General features: G+C 69.5%; 14 protein-coding genes. 2 read left to right on the plus strand and 12 right to left on the minus strand.

Annotation, left to right across the window (positions count from 1 at the left end; translation table 11 throughout):
• The 9 genes from EV644_RS00005 to EV644_RS00045 all read right to left on the minus strand — a co-directional run.
• Positions 1 to 632: DUF222 domain-containing protein (locus tag EV644_RS00005; protein WP_132187582.1), on the minus strand; the 632-nt coding region annotated here is incomplete at its 3' end.
• Positions 633 to 1,263: 631 nt separating this feature from the next.
• Positions 1,264 to 1,710 carry an FMN-binding protein gene (locus EV644_RS00010; protein WP_132187581.1) on the minus strand — a complete coding sequence of 149 codons (447 nt, stop codon included), beginning with the start codon at positions 1,708 to 1,710 and terminating at the stop codon, positions 1,264 to 1,266.
• On the minus strand, positions 1,707 to 2,243 hold the full coding sequence (locus EV644_RS00015) for an FMN-binding protein (RefSeq protein WP_241997903.1): 537 nt from the start codon (positions 2,241 to 2,243) through the stop codon (positions 1,707 to 1,709). The genes EV644_RS00010 and EV644_RS00015 overlap by 4 nt, the downstream gene beginning before the upstream one ends.
• Positions 2,244 to 2,256: 13 nt before the next feature.
• Positions 2,257 to 3,678, minus strand: a complete 1,422-nt coding sequence (locus EV644_RS00020) for a ferredoxin reductase family protein (protein WP_132187580.1) — start codon at positions 3,676 to 3,678, stop codon at positions 2,257 to 2,259.
• Positions 3,679 to 3,701: 23 nt separating this feature from the next.
• Entirely contained in the window at positions 3,702 to 4,934 is a 1,233-nt protein-coding gene (locus EV644_RS00025; RefSeq protein WP_132187579.1) for a sensor histidine kinase, read from the minus strand.
• On the minus strand, positions 4,931 to 5,596 hold the full coding sequence (locus EV644_RS00030) for a response regulator transcription factor (protein ID WP_132187578.1): 666 nt from the start codon (positions 5,594 to 5,596) through the stop codon (positions 4,931 to 4,933). Before EV644_RS00030 ends, EV644_RS00025 begins: the two co-directional genes overlap by 4 nt.
• The gene (locus EV644_RS00035) at positions 5,593 to 6,366 is read right to left on the minus strand and encodes an FAD:protein FMN transferase (RefSeq protein WP_158292690.1); all 774 of its coding nucleotides are present in this window, start codon (positions 6,364 to 6,366) and stop codon (positions 5,593 to 5,595) included. Before EV644_RS00035 ends, EV644_RS00030 begins: the two co-directional genes overlap by 4 nt.
• Positions 6,367 to 6,440: 74 nt before the next feature.
• Positions 6,441 to 8,066, minus strand: a complete 1,626-nt coding sequence (locus EV644_RS00040) for an ABC transporter permease (protein ID WP_132187576.1) — start codon at positions 8,064 to 8,066, stop codon at positions 6,441 to 6,443.
• Complete coding sequence (locus EV644_RS00045; protein ID WP_132187575.1) at positions 8,063 to 8,995, minus strand: ABC transporter ATP-binding protein; 933 nt, start codon at positions 8,993 to 8,995, stop codon at positions 8,063 to 8,065. Before EV644_RS00045 ends, EV644_RS00040 begins: the two co-directional genes overlap by 4 nt.
• Positions 8,996 to 9,311: 316 nt before the next feature.
• Here EV644_RS00045 and EV644_RS00050 point away from each other — a divergent pair, with 316 nt between their 5' ends.
• Both EV644_RS00050 and EV644_RS00055 read left to right on the plus strand, forming a co-directional pair.
• Complete coding sequence (locus EV644_RS00050; RefSeq protein WP_199239570.1) at positions 9,312 to 9,986, plus strand: ABC transporter ATP-binding protein; 675 nt, start codon at positions 9,312 to 9,314, stop codon at positions 9,984 to 9,986.
• 63 nt (positions 9,987 to 10,049) lie between these two features.
• Positions 10,050 to 11,411: an ABC transporter permease gene (locus tag EV644_RS00055; protein WP_132187574.1), complete on the plus strand. Its 1,362-nt coding sequence runs from the start codon at positions 10,050 to 10,052 to the stop codon at positions 11,409 to 11,411.
• A gap of 76 nt (positions 11,412 to 11,487) precedes the next feature.
• On the opposite strand, the gene EV644_RS00060 is transcribed toward EV644_RS00055, so the two are convergent.
• From EV644_RS00060 to EV644_RS00070, 3 genes are read right to left on the minus strand one after another with little or no spacing between them, the layout of a single operon-like run.
• A complete protein-coding gene (locus tag EV644_RS00060) occupies positions 11,488 to 12,675 on the minus strand; it encodes a ZIP family metal transporter (RefSeq protein ID WP_132187573.1) in 1,188 nt (395 codons plus the stop codon).
• Positions 12,672 to 13,691, minus strand: a complete 1,020-nt coding sequence (locus EV644_RS00065; protein WP_132187572.1) for a multicopper oxidase domain-containing protein — start codon at positions 13,689 to 13,691, stop codon at positions 12,672 to 12,674. The genes EV644_RS00060 and EV644_RS00065 overlap by 4 nt, the downstream gene beginning before the upstream one ends.
• Positions 13,691 to 14,329, minus strand: a complete 639-nt coding sequence (locus EV644_RS00070) for a metal-dependent transcriptional regulator (protein ID WP_241997901.1) — start codon at positions 14,327 to 14,329, stop codon at positions 13,691 to 13,693. Before EV644_RS00070 ends, EV644_RS00065 begins: the two co-directional genes overlap by 1 nt.
• Positions 14,330 to 14,385: the final 56 nt, after the last annotated feature.

Raw genomic sequence — 14,385 nt, forward strand, 5'->3', positions numbered from 1 at the left:
CGGGCATAGGCCTTGTCCTCCTCCGGTGCCGGCCCGTCGGCGTCCAGCAGGTCGCGGGCCCGGCGCGCCGCCTTGCGCAGCTCCGACGGGCCGAAGTGGCGCCCCAGCGCGACGAGTTGTTCCTCGGCCACGGCCAGGTCCGCCACCGCGACGGTCTTGGGGACGGCCTCCAGCTCGGCCACGATCGCCGCGGCCTGCGCCGGGGACAACACCACCCCCACACCCGCACCGGCAGCTGCGCCCTGGTCGCTGTCCGGCTCACCGTCCGGCGTGCTGTCCGGCTCGTCCGGATCGGCGTCTGCGTCGCCGCCGTCGGTGTCGGTGTCGGTGTCGGGCACCGGGTCGGGGTGGACCGGTGGCAGGGCGTCGGTCACGGCGGGGTACTTGCGGAGGGCCTTGGCCAGGGCCAGGTCACGCTTGATCACGCCCGGGTCGAGCCGGTGCCGAAACGCCAGCAGCCGGGCGGTGTCACCGGCACCGAGGCCGGCGGCGTGACCGGTCGCGTCGTAGCCGGCCAGGACCTGCAGGCGGTAGGTCTGCAACCGGGAGACCTCAGCCTGCAGCGCGTCGAGAGTCGCCAGCTGTTCGCTGTCGCTCATCGACCACACCGGCCGCTCACCCAAGATCTCCATACCCCAGACCCTAGACACCGCCGCCGACAGTTTCCGGCCCGGGAGGCCCTTATTTGTAAGGGATTCCGAAGGTTGACCGAAACTCGACGCAGGCCTCGGATCCGGCCAGGTTGTCCACAAGCCGCAGCCACGGGTCGTGCGTGAGTGGATGGTGTAAAGCCTGGATCGGTGGACTCGGTTCCGATGAAAGCCCGATGGAGGCCTGACGGAGGCCTGACGGAGGCCCGATGGAGGCCTAGTCACAGGGAAAGCCAAGGGTCGATCATCGAGCGGCCCCTTGGAGAGGCGTTCGTGGAGTTCGACCGTCTGGGTCTCCGAGAGTGATGAGACGTAGTCGATCAACCCCTCTGAGTCGGATCCGGGCCAGCACGTTCTCGGCCTCGTCGTCCGCAGGCTCCACCGCAGCCGGTCCTCCGTCAGGCCGGCCCGGAAGAAGTCTTCGACATCGTGAACGGCGTACGCAATGTCATCGGCCCAAGCACTTCGACTTCCATCGCCGCCAACTCACCTTGGCCGAACCCTCCACGTAGTACTCAGCAGCAGTTCTGTGGGTGAGTCTGGAGGCCGGCGAGGGCCGCGGCGCAGGAGGACGAGTTGCTGGGAGGACGGTTCTTGGTGATTCTCGGGCGCTTCAGCCCTGCAGGTGCGCCGCGTCCAGGGCGGACTGCAGCGAGCGCCGGTACCCGTCCGAGGTGAACGTCGCGCCCGACACGGTGTCGATCTGCGCGCTCTGCGCGACGATCGCCTCCCGCTCCAACCGCGGGAGCGCGAACGAGCTGATCTCCTGGTCGCGTCCTCCCGACGACGGATAGGCGAGCGCGGTCACAGCGACCAGGCGGTGCGATCGGATCGCGACCTGGACCTGCACCGGGCCGTACCGGGTGCCGGCAGAGCTTCCGTTCACCGTCACCTCGCCGCTCGCCGGTGCCGTGCGCACGATCCCCGGCCTGGCGGTAGTCGCCGTCGGCGAGTCGGTGCGATTGGTACTGGTCGGGTAGAGGAAGAGCAATCCGAGCAATACTCCAGTAGCTCCGACCACCGCGGCATTGCGCCGTAGCCGCGCTGTGTGGCTCTTCATCGCGCGCCGGCTCGATGGGCCGCGTCGAGCGCCGATTGCAGCGACTGCCGGTATCCCTCGGACGTGAAGGTGGCTCCGGACACGGTGTCTATCCGCGCGCTCTGGGCAGCAAGAGTCTCCTGGTCCAGGTGTGGGACTGCATAGCTGTTGATCGCGTCGGTCTGCCCGTCCCCGCTGGGCCGGGCCAGCGCGCGGGCACGGGCGATCCGCCCACTCCGCAGGCTGATCTCGACCTGCACCGGCCCGTACTCCGTCCGGACCACATCACCGGCGACGGTCACGGACCCGGACTTCGAGGGGCTCGGGCGCGCTGCTGCATGGACGGTGGGGCTCGGTCGGCTCGGCGGTGGTGTCGGGGCGCCGGACCGATCCGGAGATGGCGACGTCGGGCGAGCGGGCACCTGCAGGGGTCGCCCGGCCTGCACCGACGACACGACGTCGGTTGCCAGCTGCGGCTGGGCGCTCGCCCGCACCGCGAGGCCGACGACCACCACGGTCGCGGTCGCCATGACCAGTTTGATCCCGCGCCTCACCCACGTACTCCTCTCACCATGAGAACCGCTCCTGATGCAGCTGGTTCGGCGGAAGACCGCTTCCGGCGGCCGCCGCGCACACCGCGTCCATCCACTGATCGGGTCCGCAGACGTAGACGTCGTACTGGCTGATGTCGGGGACGAGCGCCTGCATCGCGTCCTCGTCGGTCCAGTCCGCGGCGGTCTCCGGCAGCCACGACTGCCGGGTCCGGATCCGCCTGCCGAGCAGGTAGTGCACGGTGATGCCGCGGCGGCGGGCCAGTTGCTCGAGTTCGCCGTGGAACACCACGTCGTCGGCGTCCTGGGCTCGATAGACGAGGATCGCGTCGCCGGGTCGATACGCGAGCTCCTCGAGCAGCGCCCGCAACGGTGTGATGCCGATGCCGCAGGCGAACATCGCGATCTTGCCGGTGACTCGCCGCTCGCCGGTCAGCCGGCCGTACGGGCCTTCGATCGCGACCTTGGTGCCTGGTCTCAACCCCGCCAGCCGGCTGCTACCGTCACCGGCCGCCTTGGCGGTCACCCGCAGGAGGTCGGGCGCGGGCGAGGCCGACAACGAGTACGGGTTCCCTCGCGACCATCCCGGACCGTCGAGGAACCGGAACACGAAGTACTGACCTGCCTGGACCGGCATCCGGTGGAGCCCGCGACCGGCCACCATGACCGTCACCACGCCGGGACCTTCGCGGATGACCTCCCGGACCGTGAGCCCGTGCCGAAGGGTCCGCCAGAGCGGCAAGGCCACTCGGTAGACCAGGATCGCGACGAGTGCCACGGCGTACGCGGACCACCAGTACGCCCGCGCCACCGGCGAGGTGGCGAAGTCCGCGCCGGTCCAGATCTCATGCGGCACGGACAGCCCCACCCCGACGTACGCGTACAGGTGCAGCAGGTGCCATGACTCGTACCGCAGGGCCCGGCGGGCCGCACGGACCGAGGTGAGGACTACGACCGTCAACGCGAGGCTTCCTGCGACCGCGAGGAGCATTCCGCCGTACGTCGTGACGACACTCCACGTCTCCCGCAGGAGATCGTTGTGGTCCCGGAGCGTGTATCCCCCGAGGATCAGCCCGACGTGGACCATCAGCAGGTTGAACGACCAGAAGCCGACCAGCCGGTGTCTGCGGGCGAGCTCGTCCTGACCGTAGCTCCGCTCGATCATCGGCACCCGGGCCATCAGGAACACCTGCACCAGCAACAGGTCGGCGGCCACCAGACCGGACAACCGACCGAGCGACGTCAGCAGATCCGCCGGCCCGGCCCCTAGCAGCTGTACACCCCGCCCGGACAGCCACAGAGCGATCACCAGCAGCACATTGCCCCAGCACAGGACGCCGATGGCGTCGCGCCACCAGACCGGCGTACGACGAGACCGTTGCCGGACATGCGCGATGCGATGCCGGCTCGTCGCCTGCGCCACACCGCGGTTCGTCATGCTACGACGATGACGGCGGATTCTTAGGCCTTCCTTGGAACGGGGCCCTCGATCGCCGGCAGGACCAGCTCGAAAGTCGCGCCGACCTCGCTCGGAGCCAGCCGAAGCTGACCGCCATGCCGGTTCGCGACGTCGTGGGTGAGCGCAAGGCCCAGGCCGTAGTGCGCGCGGCCCGCGCGATGCCCGCCGGTGTCGAACCGGCGCAGCACCCGCTGTGCCTCCTCCGGCCCGATCCCGGGACCGGTGTCGCTGACTGCCAGGATCACCTCCCGCCGATGCCGCCGTACGGCGATCCGCACCTCGCCGTCTGCCGGCGTGTGGTCGATCGCGTTGTCGACCAGCGCGATCGTCGCACGGCGGATCGCGCTCGCCGCGCCGAGGACCACCAGGCTGCCCTCGTCCGCATGCCACCGCAGCCGCACGCCGGCCTGCTGGGCATGGGCTCCTGCGCTGTCCGCGACGTCCTCCGCGATCTGGGCGAGATCGACCGGTCCGTGGTCCGCGGCGCCCCGCGGGTCGGCGGCGGCGAGCAGGTCGTCGACGACCTCGCCGAGCCGCTTCGTGTCCTGGACGACGCCGTCGGAGTCGCGCAGGATCTCGTCGCTCGGGCCGCTGCGGCGCAAGGCGCGGTCGAGGACCTGGGCCCGCGTGCTCAGCAACGTCAGTGGCGTGCGCAGCTCGTGGCCCGCATCGGCGACGAACGTCCGTTGCAGGCTGAGCGCCTGGGCTAGCGGCCGGACCGCGCGACGGCCTATCAGGACGCCCAGTAGCCCGGCGAACAACAAGCCGAGTGCAGACGCGAACCCCATGGCTTGGAGCAGCCGGGCGCGCTCCTGGTGAGCCGTGGCCAGATCGAGCACGGCCTGCACAGGCTTGCCGTTGGTGATCCCGGTGGCGATGCGGAACTCACCGTCGTCGTTCTCCACCGTGGTCAGCCGGACCTGTCCGGTGGCACCGGTGCGCATCGCGGCCAGCTCGGGAAGGAGTTCGTCCGGCAGCCCCTGCGTGACCGTCGTACCGGCTGGGCCTGTCATCGCCAGCCAGGCACCGGCCGGAGGATCGCCGACGTCATCGGCCGTCGCGACCGCCGACCGGAGCAGATCGTCCGCCGCACCTGCTTGGCCGCGGACCACGACGATCGTGACCAGAGCGATCAGCAGCAGCATCGCAACCGCGACCAGAGCCGCAACCTGGACGGCAACGCTACGAGCGGCTCTGCCGACGAGGACCTCGTCACCGATCGGCCGTCCGCTCATGCACTGCCCAGTCGGTAACCGAGTCCGCGGACAGTACTGATCACTCCACGCCCGAGCTTGCGCCGGCAGTAATGCACATACGTGTCCACCACGGTCTCCGACTCCGCGTCGTCGAACACCCGGTCGAGGAGCTCACGCCGACTGAACACGACACCTGGCCTCGCCGCCAGCAGAGCCAGCAAGGCCGCCTCACGCTCGGACAACTCCACTCTGCCGCCGCCCGTTTGTCGTACTGTGCGGCCGGCGAGATCCAGAGAACCACCCGGAACAGCCAGCTGGCCGGCGTGATCGAGGTGGCGCCGCAGGAGAGCCCTCAGCCGCGCCAGCAACTCCGTGAGCTCGAACGGCTTCGCTAGGTAGTCCTCAGCACCTGCGTCCAGCCCGTCGACCCGGTCCTCGGTGCTGTTCCGCGCGGACAGCACCAGGATCGGCGTACTGACACCGCGGACGCGCAGCCGCGCGATCAGGTCCAGGCCCTCGACGGCGGGCAGACCTCGGTCGACGATCATGGCATCGAACGGCCGGGTCAGCGCGAGGTGCAGTCCGGTGTGGCCGTCGCCCGCCCGCGTCACGACGTACCCCTCGTCGGCGAGCACCCGGTCGAGCAAGCCGGCCAGATCGCCATCGTCCTCGATCAGCAGGACCCGTCTGGATGCGGTCACCCAGCTGCCGCCGATCCGCCCGCGGGCCAGCCGGCCGTCGCGAACAGATTGCCGTCAGCAAGGATCCCCAGTCCTTCGTACCCGGGCCGCGCCGCGAGCACCGCCGGCCACTCCTCTCCGGCGACGAACGCGGCGGTCGCGAGGACATCGGCGCACTCCAGCGACGGGCCACTCACCGACACCGACAGCCACCGGGTCACCACCGGGCCACCGGTTCGCGGGTCGTACAGGTGCGCACCTCTGGCCGCCGTACCGCTGGTAGCCACGGCTCCATCGGTCCGGGTCACGCTGGTGACCACCCGCCCGGGATCGCGTGGATCCTGGATCCCGACGGTGAACGGAAGGTTGCTCGCGCACAGCACGAGGACGTCACCCCCGGCGTTCAGGCACCAGTCCAGGTCAGGGACCTGTCGCAGTCGCTCTCCGGCACGCTCGACCGCCCAGCCTTTCACCAGCCCCGACGGATCCCATCCGCCGTCCGGCAGTTCGGCATCGAACAGTCCGCCGGTCAGCTCACGTGCCCTGGCGCACCGCTCGGCTACCTCCTGTACGACGGAGTCAACAGCGTCCCAGCCCAGCTCTGCGCGCGCCAGCCGACTGACCGCGCTGTCGCTCTGGTACGGCGAGAACACCCGATCGGCCTCGACCAACTCCGCGAAGACCTCTCGCACCGCCGCGTCCGCCCGCGTGGACTCCGCCTGCTCACCGCGGGCCAGAACGCTGACCGGGAGACCCATGATCTGCTCGGCCCAGCTCCGCCTCGACACCATGCGGCAACGGTACGTCGCGGACCCCGACGAGGGCGTCGCCGGCCGCCCAGGGCGGGACATGCGCAGCACGCCGATCAGGCCGGGAGGGTGAGGTTCCTGCGGCGCAGCAACAGGATTGCCGCGGCTGCTAGCAGGCCACAGGCCAGGCACAGACCAAAGATCGGTCCGATGGTGGGGTCGACGGCTGGTGCGTTGGGCACGTGCGCGAAGGGCGACAGGTCCAACAGCCATGTCGGTAACCCCAGTGAGGGGCCGAACATCGGCCCGACAAAGACCGAACCAACCACGAGTGCCCAGGACAGACCGACCGACCATCGCGGTAGCAGCATGATCACCGTGACGACCGCGGCTCCCAGGACGCCGATGGCGGGTAGCTGGATCAGTGCCGCCCCGACCAGGTCACGCAGCAGCGATCCGGTGCCGCCGAGCACCTGACCACCGGTGAGGGCCATCGCCACGGCGAAGACCAGGAGCAGCAACACGGACCCGACCAGGGCGTTGACGGCGTACGCCCCCAGCCAGCGAACACGCGAGACCGCGGTGCCGAGCACCGCCTCCAGTTCGCCTTGCGCCTCGTCGTGGTGCAAGCGAAGCAAGAGCGTGACCACGTAGATCGCTACGGCCATTCCGGCCATCTGCATCATCGAGGCCCAATAGGCGCCGAGCAGGTCGACGTCACCGCCGAAGGTGGTGTACCACTCGGTCGCCGCTCCCTCGAGTCCGACGATCTGGTCGCTCAGCGCCCCGAAGACCAGGCCGAACCCGAGCAGGCCGCTCACCCAGCCCAGCAGTGCTCCACGCTGCAGCCGCCAGACAAGGCCTGCCGAGCTCAGCAGGGCCGGGCCCGCGTGAGCGGCACCCCTGCGCTCGGGCCACATCCCACGACCTACGTCGCGTTTGCCGACAAGGACGACGGCCAACGAGCAAAGGGAGACCACGACCACCACGGCGAGCCCCAACGGCCACCAGGTGTTGTCCGCGAACGGCCGCATCTGCTGGCCCCAGCCGATTGGGGAGAGCCAGGCCGGCCAGGCGCTCGTGACCCGGAGCGCGGCGGAGTCCACCGTCCCGAGCATGTTGCCCAGAGCCGCAAGCATGAAGGAGACGCCCAGGCCTGCGCCGGCAAGACCGATCGCTCCGCGCGCAGTCGACGCCAGCTGTGACGTCACAGCGGCGACGCCGGTGAAGGCGACGCCCACCAGGGCAATCGACGCGCCGGCGACCAGGGACCCGGCCGCGGGCTGTCCCGCGACCACCATGCCGAGCCCGAGCAGAACCACCAGCACCACGTTCGCAGCAAGCGCAACGAGGACGGCCGCGGCCAGGGAGGCGTAGCGGCCGACCACGCCGGCGCCCAGCAACTCCTCACGACCGAGCTCCTCGGACTGACGGGTATGCCGGACAACTGCAAGCACGCTCATCATGGCCGCGAGCACGGCCAGGGTGAGAGCATCCCGGTGCAACGTGTAACCCCCGACACTCGAGCCTGTCACCAGGCCCAGCACCCGCATGCCAGGATTCTCGACCACGATCCGGGTGTCCGGCTCCAGGAGTTGGGGGTGCTTCGCGTAGCTGTCCTCGAACATGGCGGTGGTTGCAGCCAGGAACCCAGCCATCCCCAGGATCCAGGCAGGGAGGGTGATCCGGTCACGCCGCAGCGCGAGGCGAACCAGCCGGAACGTGCCGGTGAAGCCGCTCATCGCGCCGTCACCGCCTCGGCAGCATCACGGGCAGACACGGCGATGTCCTCGCCGTAGTGCCGCATGAACAGCTCCTCGAGCGTGGGCGGCGACGTGACCATCGACCGCACCTCGAGATCGACCAGGCGCCCGAGCACGTGGTTCAGCTCGCCCGGGTCGACGCTGAGCTCTGCATGGCGGTCGTGCACTCGGGCGTCGTGCACGCCGGGCCACTGCCCCACAGACCCCAACCGCTTGGCGGTGTCGACCACCACCGACGTACGGGTGAGGTGACGCAGGTCGTCGAACGTGCCGCTCTCGGCCGCACGACCCGCCCGGATGATCGTGACGCGGTCGCACAGCGCTTCCACCTCGGCCAGGATGTGGCTGGAGAGCAGAATGCTCCGTCCGTCGGCACGCAGCTCCTGAACCAGGTCCTGGAACACCGCCTCCATCAGCGGGTCCAGCCCAGAGGTGGGCTCGTCCAACAGGTAGAGCTCCACGTCGGAGGAGAACGCCGCCACAAGGGCTACCTTCTGCCGGTTGCCCTTGGAGTAGGCCCGGATCTTCTTGGTCGGGTCGAGCTGGAAGCGGTCGAGCAGCTCTTCGCGGCGATGCGGGTCGAGACCGCCCCGCAAGTCGCCCAGCACGTCGATCACCTCGCCGCCGGTCAGGTTAGGCCACAGGTTCACCTCACCGGGGACATAGGCAAGACGTCGATGCAGCGCCGCCGCGCCGTGCCATGGGTCACCACCGAGCAGGGCGACGTGCCCGTCGTCGGCGCGCAGCAACCCGAGCAGAACGCGGATCGTGGTCGTCTTCCCAGCACCGTTCGGCCCAAGGAAGCCGTGCACCTCCCCCGTCTCGACCTGCAGCTCCAGACCGTCGAGAGCCCGGGTCCTGGGGCCGAAGTCCTTCACCAGTCCGGAAACCGCTATGGCAGTCGTCATTGAAACCACACCCTCCGATGTCCTGGTTCCATTGGGGGGACAGCCCTCCCCAACTCTCAGCCCATCGCGGCAGTGCGGGGACCAGCAGGGCCGAATGTCCACTAAGAACCCGCCCTACGTCCCGACTCCCATTCAGGTAGCGCGCCGCCGTTTCCTGCGCGTCGCGCTATCTGGGGTGCTGCCAGGCGTTCGAAGGAGACATGAGTCCTGTCTGGTTGGGGCCGTTGTGCCCTGACGGTTCAAGGTGTGGCGGGGACGCTGGAAGTGGAGGTGGATCGTGCTCGCTTTCGACTCGGCGGTGAAGCGGTTCGGTCCTGTGGCCGCGCTCGACGGATGTACGTTCGGGGTCCGTCCGGGCCGGATCACGGGATTTCTCGGGCCCAACGGGGCAGGCAAGACCACGGCGATGCGCGCGGTGTTCGGGCTCGTCCGGTTGGACGCCGGCGCGGTGTCCTGGCAGGGCGCGCCGATCACGGGGGCGGAACGGGCACGGTTCGGCTACATGCCCGAGGAGCGGGGCTTGTATCCACGCATGCGGGTCCGCGAGCAGTTGCTGTATCTCGGCCAACTGTGCGGGCGGACGAACAGCGACGTGGGGCGGATCGCCGACCGGTGGCTCGAGCGGCTCGGGCTCGCGGACCGGGCGGCGGACCGCGTGGACACGCTGTCGCACGGCAACCAGCAGCGGGTCCAGCTGATCGCCGCGCTGGTCAACGAGCCGGAGCTGCTCGTGCTCGACGAGCCGTTCTCCGGTCTGGATCCGATCGCCATGGCCGCCATGGCGGACCTCCTGGCCGAACTCGCCGCAGCGGGTGCGACTGTGCTGTTTTCCAGCCACCAGCTCGATCTGGTAGAGGATTTGTGTGAGGACGTGGTCATCATCGACCACGGACGCGTCGTGCTCGCCGGCGATCTGACGGACCTGCGGGCGGCCGTTCCGCAACGGTTCGTGGACATCCGCTACCGCGGGCCCTCCCCGGTCCGGCGCTGATGTCGTCTCCTTCGCCTACGAGCCCCCGACGCTGTCGGACCTGTTCCGCCAGGCGGTGGCGGCATGACCGGTCTGCGGCAGGTCTGGCTGGTCGCCCTGCGAGAGGTCCGCGAGCGCAGCCGGTCACGCAGCTTTCGGGCCGGGCTGGTGGTGATGCTCGTCGTCGTCATCGCCATGATCGTGGTGCCGGCGAAGCTGGACACCGGCGGCGGAACGAAGGATATCGGCCTGACCGGCGCCGCTCCCACCACGTTGTCGTCGGCCATCCTCGCCCACGGCGATGCCATCGGCACCACGGTCCGCGTCCACCGGTACGGCGATGTGACCGCCGGGGAGGAGGCCGTCCGCGCGGGCGACGTCGACGTGCTCCTGGTCGACGCGCAGCAGCTGGAGTGGCCGGGCAGGGTCGACGAGCAGCTGCAGGCCATCGTCACCGGCGCCATTCAACTTGTCGCCGTGCAGAAACGAGCCACGGCCGCCGGCATGGATCCCGAAGACCTCCGCGCGCTGATGGCCCCCGTTCCCGTCGAGAACGTCGAGCTCGGCTCGGCCGCTGGGCGCAGCCCCGACGACGAACTGGCAGCCATTGTGATGACCGCCCTGTTGCTGATGGCAATCGTCATCTACGGGAACCTCGTCCTGACCGGCGTCGTGGAGGAGAAGTCCAGCCGGGTCGTAGAGGTGCTGCTGGCACGCATACCCGCTCGGGTCCTGCTGGCCGGCAAGGTCGCCGGCATCGGACTGCTCGGGTTCGCCCAGTTCGCGTTGACCGCAGTGGCGGCGCTCGTCGCCACGCTCGTGATCGACTCCGTCGACATCCCGGCCGTCGGCTCCGGCGTGCTCGCCTGGGCGGTCGTGTGGTTCGTACTCGGCTATGCCCTCTACGCGATGGCGTACGGTGCGCTCGGCTCGCTCGCATCACGGACCGAGGACGCGCAGAGCGTCGCCGGGCCAATCGGCTACGTGCTGATCGCGTGCTACTGGGCCGCATTCCTCGCGGTCAGCGGGGACCCCGACGGTCTTTTGTCCCGGCTGCTCTCGCTCTTCCCGGCGACCGCGCCGTTCGCCATGCCCGGCCGCATCGCGCTCGGCTCGGTCGCCTGGTGGGAGCCGCTGCTCGCTGTTGCCCTCACCCTGGCCGCCATCGCCGGCCTCGTCGCACTCGCCGGACGCGTGTACACCAACGCGATACTCCACAGCGGCACCACCCTTCGGTTGCGCGACGCATGGCATCGCGACCAAGCGCAGCCGCCGATGACGAGGGCGCGCGGCCGCGCTGTTCGCACCATCGAGCCCGAAGGCTCCCGCGATCCGCGTGAAGCGACCGCCACAGACCAAGATCCTCGTACCCGCGAGGCCGCAACCATCCACCGCCGACCTGAGGGGTCCGAGCCTGGCGAGCCCACGGGCGTCGGGGGGCATTGATTCTGGGCTGCTGATCAGCGGGTTCGGGGTTCGAGTCCCTGGCAGCGCACACCCGCGGAAATCTTCAGTCAGAAGCTCAGACGGCGACGAGCAGACCGGTTGCGTACATGACCAGCAGGCCTGCCGCTACCCCGCCGGCGACCGTCGGATCGAGCAGGTTCCCGGTGCGGGAGCGAAGGCTGGGCGCAAGCTGGATGATCACCTGGATGATGGCGCCGACTCCGACACCGAACAGTGCCGATGCCAGCGCGGCGTCGTTGACGGAAGCGCCGAGCGCCGCGCCGAGGACCGCTGGTCCCCCGGCCAGTAGTCCGAGGCCGAGGAGCCGGATCAGCGACGGTCGTTGGTGGGCCAGCGGTGCCACGATCGCCAGGCCCTCCGTGGTGTTGTGCAGGGCGAAGCCGACCACCAGCGCGGCGCCGAGCGCCAGCTCACCGACGGCGTAGGCCGATCCGATGGCGAGTCCCTCACCGAGGTTGTGCAACCCGATGCCGATGGCAATCATCAAGGCCAGCCGGCCGCCGTCCGGCTCAGCACCTGTCTGCTCCGATCCTCGGCTCTTGAGGAATCGGTCGACCGCCGTCAGTGCCAGGAAGGCCAACCCGGCGCCGAGGATGACCAGGAGCGGTCCGCCGAAAGCGCCACCGGATGCGGCCGCGAGGTCAAGCCCCTCGATGGTCGCGTCGATGGCGAGGAAGGCGAGTAACCCGACTGTGAGAGCCATCAGCCCGCGGATCACGCGCCGCCGGGCTCTTCGCAGTACGGGCAGGAAGACCATCCCGAGAGCGACTGGGATGATGCCCACGTAGGTGCCGAGCAGCGCCATCAGGGCCAGGAGCCGGGTGCCCGCCGTGGGTGATTCGACGGCGGCCGGGATCTCGTGCTCGATGACGGCGCCGGTCGAGGTCAGCATCGACAGCGTGTAGGGCTGGCCTTCGGACCAGGGATAGTCCACGCGCACGATCTCCTTGTCGAGCCGGCCCAGCGGCTCGGTGGCACCGGTGAAGCCGGCGTACACGTCGTTCACGGCGATCTGCGCGACCTGTACCGGATCAGGGCCCGTGTTGCGGAGCGTGAGTTCGATGATGCCGGGCGACAGGATGACCCGCTCCACCGCCAGTTCCTCCACCGGCGGGCCGGTCCGCTCGGGCAGACTGCGGCTGCCGAGGACGGCGAGCGCGGTCAGGGCGATCGCCACCACGACCACGGCGGCGACCGCGATGGCCGCGATCGGCGCACGTCCACGAAGGCCCGGAGCGGTCATTCGGTCACCTCGAAGAAGCCCATCCAGCCGAGATCGGCGAACTCGCTCTTGTGCGCGTGGAACATGTACCTGCCCGGGTATGGGAACCGCAACTCGCAGATCCCGCGCTGGCCCTGAGCCTGGACGACGGTATCGGTGTACTCCGACGGCTCGAGCCGGGTGCCGGTCGGGAAGTAGTCGAAGAAGTTCCCGTGCAGGTGGAAGCTGTTGATCGGGTCGTACTCCAGGATGTTGGCCAGGTAGATCCGGACCAGCTGACCGCGCTTCACCTGGACCGGCTCGTGCATGTAGTGGAACGGGATCCCGTTGACCGCGTAGAGCTGGTTGCCCTGAGCATCGAAAGTGGTGTTGTAGCCGTTCATCACCATCACCAGTTCGTCCGCCTTCGGCCGGCCCTGCGGTGGGTCGATGATGAAGGTGCCGTAGAGGCCGCGGGCGATGTGCTCGGCCAGCGGACCCACGTGGCAGTGGTACAGGTGGATCCCGAACGGTTCGGCGTCGAACTCGTAGACGAACTCGCCGCCCGGCTCGATCACACCGCGGCCCACGCCCGGTACGCCGTCCATCTCCGCGGGGTGGATGCCGTGGAAGTGCATCGTGTGCGGATGGGCGGATCCGTTGACGAACCGTATCCGCAGCCGGTCTCCCGCCTTGCAACGCAGGGTTGGTCCGGGCACTCTGCCGTTGAACGTCCAACTGGGGAACCGCACGCCGGGAGCGACCTCGATCTCGCGGTCGACCGCGACGATCTCCCACTCCCGCAGGGTTCGGCCGTCGGGCAGCTTCGAGGTCTTGCCGTAGTCGAAGCTCCGGAGGATCTCGGTCGGGTCGAACCCGTTCGCCGCGTGGTCGACCGTGCCGCGGAAGGTCGGCCCGTTCACTCCGCCACCGTGCGCGGCATGGGCGCCATGACCCACAGGTGGTATCGGGTCAGCGTGTGCCTGTCCACCGGGGATCGCGCCGATGGCCACTCCGGCCCCACCGAGCAGGAAGCCCCTGCGAGACGCCCCGGACATCAGGCGACCTCACCGTGGACCACGTCGGCGAGCAACGGCGCAAGGGCGTGCCGCTTGGCGCCGACCTTCACCCACACCGGCCCACCGAACGGCTCGCGGTTCATCACCTCGAGGACGGCACCCGGAGTGATCCCGCGCTCGGCCAGGTAACGCAGCGCCTCGCTGTCGTCATCGGCGACCCGCTCCACCCGGAACCGGCTGCCGGCCGGGACGCCGCCCAGCGGCGCGGCCCAGGACTCCACATGGCGTCCGTTACGCGGCGGGATCGGGTCACCGTGGGGATCGTGGGTCGGGTGCCCGAGCAAGCCGTCGATCCGGTCTTCCAGCCGCTCGCTGATCGCATGTTCCAGTACGTCGGCCTCCTCGTGGACCTCGTCCCAGCTCAGGCCCAGCACTTGGACCAGGAAGGTCTCGACCAGCCGATGCCGACGGGTCACTCCCCGGGCGTGCCGCTCGCCGTGCTCCGTCAGCCTGATCTCGTGACCCGCCGACCTGGTGATCAGTTGGCCGGCCTCGAGTCGCTTCAACATCGCCGAGACCGTCGGCGGTGCAACCCGTAGCTGCTCGGCGAGCGCGGACGTCGTCACCGGCAGCTTCCGGCCGGCGAGCTTGAAGATCGTCCGCAGGCAGTCCTCCACCGCTTCGGTGTGAGAGATCTCGCAGCAGGGACTCGACTGACCTGTTTGAGGCATCA

Origin of the sequence: Kribbella orskensis (genome assembly GCF_004342085.1) — a bacterium.
GTDB classification, from domain to species: domain Bacteria; phylum Actinomycetota; class Actinomycetes; order Propionibacteriales; family Kribbellaceae; genus Kribbella; species Kribbella orskensis.